Origin of the sequence: Sulfuricurvum sp., from assembly GCF_028688295.1 — a bacterium.
In the GTDB taxonomy this organism is placed as follows: Bacteria; Campylobacterota; Campylobacteria; order Campylobacterales; family Sulfurimonadaceae; genus Sulfuricurvum.
Window position 1 is genome coordinate 44,939 of the sequence record NZ_JAQTYM010000011.1, and the last position, 12,629, is coordinate 57,567.

The following is a 12,629-nucleotide window of genomic DNA, read 5'->3' on the forward strand; positions in this document are numbered from 1 at the left end:
AACACTAGTTATTTAAAGAGGTGCCTAAAATGTTTGGCGCCATCTTTCGAACTCTCTACACTCTCTTTTATCCCCTCAAACAAGAAGCTGATACGGCTTTGCTCGATGGTATTCATTTCACGTATTTTGTTCAGATTAACGAGATACGAGCGATGCACCCGTAAAAATGAGTAAGGTTCCAACATTTTTTCAACGTCAGAGATTTTTTTAGGGTAGTACGAGAACCCCTCACGTGATCGAAAGATCACTTCGGAAAGATCGGCTTGGACGTAATAAATATCCTCAGGGGAGAGCAAATAGTGTGTTTCACCCGCTTTAGTGATAAGTCGAAGCTCCTTTGGAGGAGTTTTTACGCTGATACGCTCTAGGGAGCGTTCGAGTTGTTCCACCGTGTAGGGTTTGAGGAGATAATCGACTGCACCTACATCAAAAGCGGCTAAAGCATGATTATCATAAGCGCTCTGATAAATAATTCTCATCTCTTCATGGTGATAACGAAGCGCGTATCCGAGTTCGATCCCATTCATCCCAGACATCGAAATGTCTAAAAAGGCAAGATCAAATTTCTTTTGAGCTGATAATTCCAACGCCTCTTCCGCACTCGATGCTTGGGTGATATCATTATGATCCAAAGATGTTAACAGTCGATAGAGACGCGCAAGGGCGAGGGGTTCATCATCAACGATTAATATTTTCATGACACTCCTTTAGGGTGATGAGATAAACAATAGGGGAAGCGGACTCTAGGGAGAGTTTGCCTTCGCACAAGTGGGTTAGCCGCTCTTGAAGATTTGAGAGACCGATTCCAAAGGCAGGATTGGTGATCGCTTTTCCATTGTTGGAAACACGGATCTGAAGATCGGAATCAAAAGTAGTGTGTACATGAATTGCAAAATCCCCATCTGAAGTGGAAAATCCATGTTTGATTGCATTTTCGCACAAAAGCTGAATCGAAAATTTCGGGACCATTATGGAAAGGGTTGAGGGATCACTTTCCACAAAGAGTTGAAGATTGCTAAAGCGGATGTTTTCGAGTTCGATGTAATCGTGCACATTGCGAAGCTCTTCATGGAGGGTGATGAGCGGGTGCTCTTCCATTGTATTACGTAGAAAATGGGAGAGTTTAACGACTGCTTCTTCCGCTTGTTGAGGATTTTGATGGATGAGTTCGGTGAGAGAATTGAGGGCATTGAACAAAAAATGGGGATTGAGCTGTGTTTCGAGTGAGCGCAGACGACTTTGGACAAAGAGATATTCGCTCTCCTCTTTTTCATTACGCGCTTTGACGAAACGGTACATCAATGCCCCCATCAAATAGGTGAGAATACCGATAATTGATGCACTTTGGATAGGATGGGTATGAAATAGCTCCACAGTAGAAATCGGGAGAATGAGAAACAGCAGGTAGGTACTGATGGTCCCTAAAAAACCCGAGGCGAAAGAAAACGCTGCAGCGGTAATATTCCATGCCACTTTAGGAATGTTTGGGAGGAGATAGCGGTTCATCGAAGTGACGAAAATCAAAGAGTAAAGGGCAATAAAAAATCCCAAAACTATCCCGAAAATCCCCCCCTCATAAAGTCCCATCTCCAGTAAGTAATACCCCAACATCGAGAGAAACGCAGAAAATAAAACACCTGTCGCAAAAACGCTTAACCAATCATGCCACGTAATTTTGAGTTCATTCATCCAAAAGCCTCAAAAGATTAAATGATCCCATAACAACACCGGGCCATCCTTGCGCTGCAAAACTGGTATCTCCCACCTGATACAATCCATCAATCGGAGTGTCGTTCGAGGGGAGAAAGGGGAGGAAGTTCGAACGGTTCATCGGTACCCCTCCCAATTGGGTTCGGTTTAGATAACGTCCAAAAGTTTTCGGTGTTGCGGCGAAACTTCGCAGGATAGTATCTTTGTTGATAGAGAGTGTATCACAAATTGACGCCTCAATCAACCGACTTAGAATCTCTTTTCGTTCTTTGTATTCAGTATCACTGATCCCTAACCAATAAGAGGTATTCGTATGGATCGAAGCAGTAATACTGAGGGTGTTGTTTCGGGAGAGTTCAGTATCTCTTGGATCACTGATTGAGACGAATAGTGATTGAGAAATCGTATACGGAAAAGTAATTTTTGATATTATTTGATAGTGATGATAAAACTCCTGTGTATTGGGAATGTTCATGTAAAGGACAAAGGCGCTTTGATGGTTATTGAGCGAGGTATATCTACGGTAATATTTTTTAATTTTATCGGATGTAAACCATACTGAACTTTCAAAATGAGAGGTTCCCATGATCAAATTTTTGACGTCCATTTCATAATGCGAGGTTGAGAGTCTGAACCCTTTTTTGAGTTTTTCAATCTTCGTGATGGGATGAGATAAACGAACATCAGCAATGTTTTCGGTGAGGCTTTCGCACACTTTCCCCATCCCTCCGAGTGCATAATAGTTCGATTCAAAGGTGTATCCAAGAGCCAATGCGGCATTGAGAAAATTAATTGAATCGCTTTTAGCTTGGGTAACGATCAGAATCTGTGCGTCTAAAAAATCTAAAAAATCTGGATCAATGTTAGCGTAAAAATGGAGAATAAAACTTTTGGCGTCTCGAAAGAGATAGTTCCAAAATTTTTGTAAGAGGGGATAAAAAGTTCGTAATGAGTAAAGTTTTTGAGCCCATGATGCATTCGAATAATAATATCCATCGGTTTCATAAAACTCTGTGGTGATGTTTTTGATTAAATGCCAAAATTCATAATGCTTTGGATGGGGATAATGGACGTTGAGTACATTGATGAAACGCTCTATATCTTTGTATCTGGGGATAACTTTTTCCCCTTGGATCACAACGATAGCGGGATCTGATTCAATCACGTGCGGTACGACACCGACCTGATTGAAAAGTTTTTTAACAACTCTCCCCTCACTGTATCCGCAAAAAGTGGTAGCCCCTGCATTGTAAGCGAAGTGATTTCGCTCAAATGTCGAAGCACACCCACCTAAATAAGGCTCTTTTTCAAACACTACGACATCTTTTCCGGAAGCATTGAGCAATGCTGCACATGAACACCCACCGATACCTCCGCCGATAACTGCATACTCTCTCATCCGTTTTGCATCTTATGATAAAGAGTGGTGGTTGAAGAATAGTGAGGGAACAAAATTGCTTTTTTTGTTTTCATACGGGAGTATTCCAAATCAGAATTAATCCCATCCAAATGATGAGGGCAGAACCAATGATCCAGCTAAAACGAAAGTCATATTTTTTAGTATTCATGATAAACCTTTTTTGGTTCGATGTTAGATGACATTGTGGCGCACTGGAGAAATCTTTTGTATGGTTTATTTGGCAGTTCGATATTCTGGGGCTTAGTATGGTAGAATGCTATTATGATTCGCGCCTACGGTTGGCGCTGTTACGAACTTGCGTTTAACTACTGCACTTTTCACCCTAATTTTCACCCTTGCCTAAAACCGTCCTCAGTTACGACTTTGGTTGGGCCGAACCACCAAAGGAATCTCTTTATGACATTTACCGATTTAAATCTAAACGCGTCGTTGCTCAAAGCAATTTCTGATCAAGGCTACACAACTCCTACTCCGGTTCAAGCACAAGCCATCCCTTTTATTTTAGAAGGGCGTGATATGCTCGCAGGTGCTCAGACCGGTACCGGCAAAACAGCCGGCTTTACCTTACCGATGCTCCAAATTTTGAGTGATAAAAAAACCTCAAAACCACATCGAAAAATTCGTGCCCTTATCCTTACCCCGACGCGTGAACTTGCGGCACAGGTAGCCGAGAGTGTAAAAATTTATGGCAAATATCTTCCCCTTAAAAGTGCTGTTATTTTCGGCGGAGTAGGGATCAATCCCCAAATAACGATGTTACGTAACGGAATCGATATTCTTATTGCCACTCCGGGACGTTTGCTCGACCATGTAGGGCAGGGGACGGTTGATTTGAGCGCCGTTGAATTTTTCATTCTCGATGAAGCGGACAGAATGCTTGATATGGGATTTATCCGTGATATCCGCCGTGTCATTACGATCTTGCCTAAAGCGAGACAAAATCTCCTTTTCTCCGCAACCTATTCGGATGATATCAAAACATTGGCAAGCACGTTGCTCCGTAATCCGGCTGAGGTCGAAGTGGCTCGCCGAAATACCTCCAGTGAACTGGTGAGCCAAAGTGTCATTTTGGTAGATTGCAAACGCAAAAGTGCCCTTTTGGGAGAACTCATCGGTAAAAATAAATGGGAGCAAGTTCTCGTCTTTACGCGCACTAAACACGGAGCGAACAAACTTACCGAATATCTTCAAAAGATCGGTATCACAGCAGCAGCAATTCATGGTAACAAAAGCCAAGCAGCACGGACAAAAGCACTGAATGATTTTAAACTCAGTGCGGTTAGAGTTTTGGTTGCAACCGATATCGCAGCGCGTGGTATCGATATCGATGCATTGCCACACGTGGTCAATTTTGAACTCCCGAATATTGCCGAAGATTACGTTCACCGTATTGGGCGTACCGGACGTGCAGGGTGTGAGGGTGAAGCTCTTTCTCTCGTGTGTGTCGATGAGGCTGATTATTTGCGCGGTATCGAAAAACTGATCAATAAAAAACTCCCTTCTCGGATTGTTGAGGGGTATGAACCTGACCCTTCAATTCAAGCTGAACCGATTCAGCGCGGTCGCGGAGGTGCAGGTGGTGGCGGTGGCAACCGAGGCGGTAACGGTGGTGCTCCACGAAGTGGAAAACCGACACAAAAACGTGATGGAGCACGCCATGAACCTAAAAAATGGAATAATGATGGGCGGCGTTAAAACTTTTTCTCTCCTAAGTAAGGAAAAATTTTATATTTGAAGGTGTAAAATAAATGATAAGCTCTTTATTTGAGTAGAAAGTTGGTTGACTGATGGTGATACGATTTTTTGTTTTTTGTATTGCACTGGTTTCACTTTTATCTGCTGCAGGGTTAGAAAAAGTATCCCTTCAACTTGATTGGAAATATCAGTTTGAATATGCTGGGTACATTGCCGCAAAAGAAAAAGGATTTTATCGCGAAGTCGGTTTGGATGTTGAGTTACGTGAGTATCGCAGCGGTGTCAATGTTGTTTCCGATGTTTTGAGTCATAAATCCAATTACGGTATCTATAACAGCAGTATTGTCGTTGAAAATGGTCGTATTCGCCCTATCGTTTTGATGGCAACCTATTTACAACACTCCCCTTTGATACTGGTTTCTCAAAAAGGGCTCGAAAACCCTGCCGATTTGATAGGCAAGAGCCTCATGGGGACGGACAATGAGTTTAAACACAGCTCCCTCTCCCTTTTACTCTCCCATTTCGGTATTACCCCTGAAAATAGCCACTTAGTCGATCACACCTTTAGTATCGATCCGTTTGTTCAGCGTCGTGTAGATGCGATGAGTGTTTACCGCTCCAACCAGCTTTATGAGCTAGATCGTCTCAAAATCCCTTACGATATTATTGATCCTGTTGAATATGGATTTTTGATGAATGCCGGCAATCTCTTTACCTCGTATGAAGAGACGATTGATCACTCAGAACGTACTCGAAAATTTATCGAAGCGACGAATCGAGGATGGAGATATGCTATCGATCATCCGGGTGAAATTATCGATATTTTGAAAAAAAAGTATCGTGTGGCCAAATCGTATGAAGCATTAGCCTATGAAGCCAAAGTAATTCAAAAGCTGATGATGAGTGATTTGTACGGTATCGGTGAAACAAATAGTGAACTCACACAACGCCTTTTTAAACAGCTCGTTCGTGTTGGTATTATTCGTGAAGATCAAAAATTGGGACAATTTTTATTTCAAGACATCGTAGCAAGTTCAAAAAATGGATTTCAACTCACCGCTATTGAGAAGGCTTATCTCGCGAGAAAGAAAACAATCAAAATGTGTGTTGATCCTGAATGGTATCCTCTTGAAGCAATACGGGAAGGAAAGCATATTGGTATCGCTGCGGATGTAATGAGTAATTTCGAATCTAAAATCGGTATACCTATTAAATTGGTTCAAACATCTACATGGAGTGAATCATTGCAGAAGGTTGAAAATCGTCAATGCGATATTTTAACTCTTGCGGCAAAAATACCGGAACGTGAGCGGTATCTGAAATTTACAACAACCTATTTGACTCTCCCCTATGTTATGGTTACAACAATGGAAAAACCTTTTATTAATAGTATTGAATTACTAAAAGGGGAGAAAGTAGGAATCGTCAAAGGGTATGAAATTATCACTCGACTAAAAAAACTCTATCCTGAACTTAATATTGTTGAAGTTGAGTCGATAAATGAGGGATTGAAAAAAGTTGAAAATGGCCAACTTTACGGTTATATCGATAATCTTGAAGTGACAACATCCTATATCCAAAGAGCATATAGTGGAAGTTTAAAAGTTTCATTACGATTAGAAGAAACAGATGAATTGAGCGTGGCAATACGTAATGATGAACCGACTCTCTATGATATTTTTCAAAAATTAGTTACCCAGCTTGATGAACCAACAATGCAGAAAATTTATAACCGCTGGACCTCTACTATTGAGCAAGTGGAATGGATTGATCGATCAAAAGTGTTACAGGCAATGGCGATTTTATTTTTAATAATTGCCGCTTTTTCATGGCGACATTTACTTCTAAAACGTTATAACAAAAGGCTTTTAGAACTCTCTATTACCGATAAATTAACTGGGTTGTATAACCGACAAAAAACGGATGAAAAATTGATAGAAGAACATCGTAAGATGAGTCGGTATGAAACGTATCATTGCAGTGTTATGATGATAGATATTGATATGTTTAAACATATCAATGATACCAAAGGGCATCAAGCCGGTGATCGCGTTTTGCAAGAGATAGCAGAAGTTTTCAAAAAAACGTTGCGAGAAACTGATCTTATCGGACGATGGGGAGGGGAAGAGTTCATGGTTATTTTATCCCATACCTCGTTGAAAGAAGCAGAAAAAGTAGCGTGGAACCTTCGTAAAAGTGTTGCTGAATATCCATTTACAACAAGCAGTAGTGTCACTATCAGCATCGGAGTGGGGGAGTTAATCCCATCCGAAGAGGTTCATGAATGTGTTAAAAGAGTGGATACCGCACTTTATCAAGCAAAAGAAAATGGTCGCAATGGAGTTGTTAAGGCCCTTCAACCGCTGAATTAACTTAATAATATTTTAAACAATTGCATATTATTATGTATTTTATAAAATATTTAAGGTTTAAAAATGATACAAAGTAGTCTACGAATAAAAATTATTGCTGCTACATTGTTTATTGCAACAGTGGCAAGTCTATTATTTATGCTCTTTATTTACAATATACAAAAAAATCTTTATACGGGGAACATAGATGATAAGCTCAAAATTGCCTCTCAAGCCGGTGGCCTTTATTTAGGTAATAGTTTGGTTGACCACTATGATCAATCACATCCGATCAGTCCCGATGAACACCTAAAATTAGTGACGAAACTAAGTAAGTATGCCCAAGAAAACGGGTTAGAATATATCTATCTGATGGTGAAAGAGGGTGATAAAATCTATACAGTCGTGAGCAGTGCTACTGAGGATGAACTGAAAACGAATGACTATGATCCCTTCTATACTGAATACGACGCCAGTGAAGGGATACAAAACGGGTTTCAGGAGGGGCACAAATTTTATGAGAATACTTCTGATAAATACGGAAATTTTAGATCCTATTTACAAATAAATAAATCTGATAGCGGCAAATTGTATATGATAGGTGCCGATATGAAAGTTGATAGTATCAATATAGCTCTAAATGGAATGTTGATGCAGAGTTTATTGATCTTCCTACTTGCATTATTGATCGCAGGGGTGATTGCATGGTGGGTTTCTGCTCTTATTACACGCCGTTTAACAGATTTAACAGTACAGGTTGAAAACCTCTCTGAAAGTTTAGATCTTACAACGTTATTTGATGAAAAAGGGAAGGATGAAATTGCACGCTTATCAAATTCATTGAAAAATTTTCTTTTAACGATGCGTACTGTTATATTTCAAGCGGTAAACGTTTCTAAAGAAAATGTAGCACTTACGGCTGAAACAGTAGCCGATGCTAATAATGTAATGTATAAAGTGACCAATACCAGAAAACTAGTACAACAAAATCTTGAAGTCATAAGTTCTATAAGTGCACAGCTGCATACAATGTCCGGTCTTACGCATAGTGTTGTTGATTCTTTGAACAAAGCGGACGATGAACTTGAAATGACGAAAAAAAGTATTCATACCGTAGCGGGAAATGCAAAAGAGAGTGCGGCCAATGGTGAAGCTATATCTCAAAAACTTCGTTCACTCGAACAGGATGTGGCTCAAATTCGTTCTATTCTCTCGATTATCGGGGATATTGCCGATCAAACGAACCTTCTCGCCCTTAATGCCGCCATCGAAGCAGCACGTGCGGGAGAATATGGACGCGGCTTTGCCGTCGTTGCCGATGAAGTTCGGAAGCTTGCCGAAAAAACACAGTCAAGTTTAACGGAGATACGGGCTACAACCGAAGTTATCATTCAATCGGTCGGAGATATAGCCGACAGTACGGTTAGCAGCTCAGCGGGTATAGCAGCGCTTTCAAAAACCTCGGAAACATCAGAATCTCTGATCACTGAAGCAACTGAAGCGATGCGTGATGCTATTAGAGCTATGAGTGAAGCGCAGAAGAATTATGCGGATCTCCAAAAACATGGAGAAACTGCATCGGAACAGATGGTACGAATTGATTTTGACTCACTGTCGAATATTGAGATAATGGAAAGTATGGATCAAAAAATTAGTCGACTAAACTCACTATCGTATGAATTAGGGGAAAAACTTAATTTTTGCAGAGCGCAATCTCATTGATAGATGTTAAGAAACAGGAAGAAGTTTCCCCCAAAAGATTGGGGAGATAGAAGAGGGTTTATGTTCTGAATACAGAAATCTGAGAGGTAAGATTCTCTGTCATTTGGTGGAGGTGTTCAGCCGCTGCAGCGATCTCTTCAACACTGCGTGCATTTGAGGTTGAGAGTTCGTTGATACTTCCGATTTTATGGATAATTGATTCAGTGGTTGCTGCGTTGGTTTGAGTATCATTTGAGAGTTTTTCAATAGCATCGACTGTATCTGCAAGTGCATTTACAGCAGTTTCTGTATGATCATTAACTTGTGCTGACGCTTCTACCAACGTTTCAATACGTTTTGTATTATGGTTCATTTGATCAGTAATATCATTGATTGATTGGACGATAACATTGACAGTAGCATTGGTCTCTACGAGGCTTTTTTGGGTACGTTCTGCAAGCTTACGCACTTCATCGGCAACGACGGCAAAGCCGCGTCCATGTTCACCTGCACGTGCCGCTTCGATGGCCGCATTAAGGGCAAGAAGATTGGTTTGATCGGCGATATCGGCGATTACGGTGAGGACTTGTTTGACTTGTGAGGCTTCTTGTGAAAGAGAGTTGAGACGATCATTGATCTCCCCCTCCATTTGGACAGTGAGAGAGAGCTGCTCAATCGTATTATGCAAAGCTAATTGAGCTTCTTGGAGATTTCCACGAGCGCCGATAGCTTTAGCTTGTACTATTTTGGCTTCGGCAGCAGATGCTTTCATCGCCTCTTTCATACGATCCGATTCATTCGTCGTTTGGGTGACGATTTTTGCCTCTTCTTCAGCTGCTTTTCCGATGGCAAGTGTTGTAGCAGAGAGCTCAGCTGAGACAGAGAGATTTTCACTTGATGCAGAACGGATACCGCTAAACGCTTGGCGAAGGACATTGACCAAATCATTGACTTTATGACTCATTTGAGAGAGTTCATCATTTCCTTCTACTTTCGTAGTGCGGGTAAAATCACGATGCTGAGCAACTGCTTCGATTGTCTCTTCGAGACGTGCAATGGAATGGGTAATGTTTTGGAGAATAAAGTAAAAAATGACCATCATCGCTGTTGCACTTATGGCAACAATACTCTCCATCAGTATAGCGTTGGAATCAAGTGTATCGAGGTTTTTCTTTTGCATAGATTCCACTAATTCCATTTGTTGTTCTGTGAAATCATGATATAACTTTGTTGATTCTTTGGTGATTCTTTTTAGTTTTTTCCCATCTTCAGTCGACGCAAATTCATAGCTGTGAATTTCATTTTCATTGTCACTGATAATTTGAATACGTGGTTCGTTTAATTTAATCCATGATTGATGAGCTTCAGCCATATCTTTGAGACGCTTTTTATTCTCTTCAGAACGGGTAATATTTAATAACTTTTGAAAGGAGTCACTCAGGTTTTTATTAGCTGTTGCATATCGCTCTAAAACTTCTGATGTATAAAGAAGCTGATATCCTCGAAGTTCTACAGCTGCTTCATTAGTATAGGTGCGAATATCTCCTAAAAGAACCATTCGCTCAGCAGTTTTTTCGGCATCTTTGTTGTTAGAATAGGCAAGATAGCCTAAGGTGGTGTAGGTAATAAAACTGAGTGCCATTAAAGCGGCTAGTTTCCCTTTAATTGTGGAGAGATTAAACATGAGCAACCTCCGTGCTATATACGAATTAAAAATTATAGCACATAAGAAATTTTAAAGAGATAATAAAATTTCACTATAACGTTTACTAACAGCTATGCTTATGTAAACGCAAAGTTGTAATTTGAGTATCAAGAGGCCTATCATAGAGATATCCCTGAGCCAAAATACACCCATTTTTGAGTAAAAAAGCCTCTTGTTCAGAGTTTTCAACCCCCTCAGCAATGACGTCTAGTTTTAGATTATGGGCTAAACCGATAATCGTTTTTGTGATTGCCATATCATCTTCATCGTCGGGAATGTCACGTATAAAACTTTGATCGATTTTGAGTTTATCGATCGGAAGCCGTTTGAGATAGGAGAGTGAAGAGTATCCGGTTCCGAAATCGTCGACTGATATTTCCAATCCCAATGATTTAAACTCTCCTAAAATCTCTATCGCTTCTTCTGGATCACGCATAATTTGCGATTCGGTTACTTCGATCGCAATATACTCCGGTGAGCAATGGTAAAATTCTAAAATAGACTGAACCTCTTTAGCAATATTCCGATTTGAGAGGGTTTTCGCTGAAAAATTTACAGCAGTTTTTGGGGCTCTTAATCCGTCTTTTTGCCATAACACATGTTGTGCAACCACATTTTCCAAAACCAGAAAATCGAGTTCCTGGATTAATCCTGTCTCTTCGCATAAAGGGATGAAATTTGCAGGAGAAACAATTCCTAATGTAGGGTGTATCCATCGTACAAGTGCTTCCATCCCGACCCATGTATGGGTAATAAGATCAATTTGAGGTTGATAATAAACAACAAATTGGTTCTCTTTAAGTGCGATACGCAAGGAGTTTTCCATGACGACTCGCTCAAATGCCTTATCCCCCATCTCATTGGCATAAAATCGATAGCCATTTCTTCCCTCATTTTTAGCACGATACATAGCGGTATCGGAATTTTTCAAAAGTTTTTCGGTTGTGATTCCATCATCTGGAGAGAGGGCTATACCAATACTAAGGGTTGTGTAGAGTATATTACCCTCGATAGTAAAAGGCTCTTTGAAGGCATGTATGAGTTTTTCAGCAATATCGATTAGATTATCACTTTGAGTTAAGCTATCAATGAGGATATTGAACTCATCTCCTCCCATTCGGGCTATGGTATCACTTTCACGTAATATAGATCGTAGCCGAAGGGCTACTTGAACCAAAAGTAGGTCTCCAACAGGGTGACCTAATGAATCATTAATTTGTTTAAAATGATCCAAATCGATAAACATTACCGCTATTTTCTCATTTTTACGCTGATTTTTTTTGATGGCCATTTGTAGTCGGTCATTAAACAAGATACGGTTAGGAAGTCCAGTAAGTGAATCGTGCGTTGCTAGGTGGAGGAGTTGATTTTGGGTAGTATTGAGTTCGGTGATATCAGTATCGAAAATGACGACTGAGGGACGACCAAGATAGTTTAGCTTGTGGACACTTGCTTGTACAGGATAGAGGGTTCCATTTTTCCGTTTATGTTTGGAGATATTGCTAAGCACTGGGCTGATAGCGTTTAGATATTGGCGAAACGTTTCAATTTGGTTTGTGGTGATTTCAGGATTTATATCGGTGATGGAAAGCTCTCTGAGCTCTTCAAGGGTATATCCTAGAGCTTTAAGTGCACCGTCGTTTGCATAAAGATATTTGAGTGTTTCGACATCAGCAATGTACACTTTAGTGGTAGCATGTTGCAAAATGGTTGCGAGCTCATCATTATGATTTTCAAGTTCGACTTGGTGGGTGATATCGGTTCGAAAACCGGCAACGATGAGTGGCTCACCATTTTCATCAAAGAGTATTTTTGCACGATCGTATATCCATAACCAATGCCCTTTTTTATGACGGACGCGATATTGGGCATGAGCACTTTCTATTTTATTGATGATCGAATTCATCAATACCCCAAAAGCATATTCAGCATCATCGGGGTGGAGCATCGCTTTCCATGTTTCGATGGAGCTATGATACTCATTCTCCGTGTAACCGATAATCTCTAGCCACCGTTTTGAGACATACGTTGTATTATTTTGAATATT

The 12,629-nt window shown here is 40.4% G+C and carries 8 protein-coding genes; 3 read left to right on the plus strand and 5 right to left on the minus strand.

The genetic code is table 11. The features are described from left to right. Window positions 1-8: 8 nt before the first annotated feature. Genes PHR02_RS04385 through PHR02_RS04395 form a run of 3 tightly spaced genes read right to left on the minus strand, consistent with a single transcriptional unit; the run spans window position 9 to window position 3,109 of the window. Window positions 9-698 carry a LytTR family DNA-binding domain-containing protein gene (locus PHR02_RS04385; RefSeq protein ID WP_299989486.1) on the minus strand — a complete coding sequence of 230 codons (690 nt, stop codon included), beginning with the start codon at window positions 696-698 and terminating at the stop codon, window positions 9-11. Next, the gene (locus tag PHR02_RS04390) at window positions 679-1,689 is read right to left on the minus strand and encodes a histidine kinase (protein WP_299989489.1); all 1,011 of its coding nucleotides are present in this window, start codon (window positions 1,687-1,689) and stop codon (window positions 679-681) included. Before PHR02_RS04390 ends, PHR02_RS04385 begins: the two co-directional genes overlap by 20 nt. Beyond that, window positions 1,682-3,109, minus strand: coding sequence for an FAD-dependent oxidoreductase (locus tag PHR02_RS04395; RefSeq protein ID WP_299989492.1), 1,428 nt, complete (start codon window positions 3,107-3,109; stop codon window positions 1,682-1,684). Before PHR02_RS04395 ends, PHR02_RS04390 begins: the two co-directional genes overlap by 8 nt. Before the next feature lie 417 nt (window positions 3,110-3,526). On the opposite strand from PHR02_RS04395, the gene PHR02_RS04400 reads away from it, so the two are divergent. From PHR02_RS04400 to PHR02_RS04410, 3 genes are all read left to right on the plus strand, one after another. Beyond that, complete coding sequence (locus PHR02_RS04400) at window positions 3,527-4,825, plus strand: DEAD/DEAH box helicase (protein ID WP_299989494.1); 1,299 nt, start codon at window positions 3,527-3,529, stop codon at window positions 4,823-4,825. Between the two features lie 92 nt (window positions 4,826-4,917). After that, complete coding sequence (locus PHR02_RS04405) at window positions 4,918-7,197, plus strand: diguanylate cyclase (RefSeq protein ID WP_299989497.1); 2,280 nt, start codon at window positions 4,918-4,920, stop codon at window positions 7,195-7,197. A gap of 63 nt (window positions 7,198-7,260) precedes the next feature. Next, window positions 7,261-8,898, plus strand: a complete 1,638-nt coding sequence (locus PHR02_RS04410) for a methyl-accepting chemotaxis protein (protein WP_299989500.1) — start codon at window positions 7,261-7,263, stop codon at window positions 8,896-8,898. Window positions 8,899-8,956: 58 nt separating this feature from the next. On the opposite strand, the gene PHR02_RS04415 is transcribed toward PHR02_RS04410, so the two are convergent. Continuing rightward, a complete protein-coding gene (locus PHR02_RS04415) occupies window positions 8,957-10,561 on the minus strand; it encodes a methyl-accepting chemotaxis protein (RefSeq protein WP_299989503.1) in 1,605 nt (534 codons plus the stop codon). A gap of 85 nt (window positions 10,562-10,646) precedes the next feature. Continuing rightward, window positions 10,647-12,629 (minus strand): EAL domain-containing protein (locus PHR02_RS04420; protein WP_299989506.1); only part of this gene is annotated, 1,983 nt, incomplete at its 5' end.

Excerpts from the sequence above, each read along its gene's own strand:
- PHR02_RS04410 (WP_299989500.1), top strand. The coding sequence starts at position 7,261 with ATGATACAAAGTAGTCTACGAATAAAAATTATTGCTGCTACATTGTTT.
- PHR02_RS04390 (WP_299989489.1), bottom strand. The coding sequence starts at position 1,689 with ATGAATGAACTCAAAATTACGTGGCATGATTGGTTAAGCGTTTTTGCG.
- PHR02_RS04395 (WP_299989492.1), bottom strand. The coding sequence starts at position 3,109 with ATGAGAGAGTATGCAGTTATCGGCGGAGGTATCGGTGGGTGTTCATGT.
- PHR02_RS04415 (WP_299989503.1), bottom strand. The coding sequence starts at position 10,561 with ATGTTTAATCTCTCCACAATTAAAGGGAAACTAGCCGCTTTAATGGCA.
- PHR02_RS04400 (WP_299989494.1), top strand. The coding sequence starts at position 3,527 with ATGACATTTACCGATTTAAATCTAAACGCGTCGTTGCTCAAAGCAATT.
- PHR02_RS04405 (WP_299989497.1), top strand. The coding sequence starts at position 4,918 with ATGGTGATACGATTTTTTGTTTTTTGTATTGCACTGGTTTCACTTTTA.
- PHR02_RS04385 (WP_299989486.1), bottom strand. The coding sequence starts at position 698 with ATGAAAATATTAATCGTTGATGATGAACCCCTCGCCCTTGCGCGTCTC.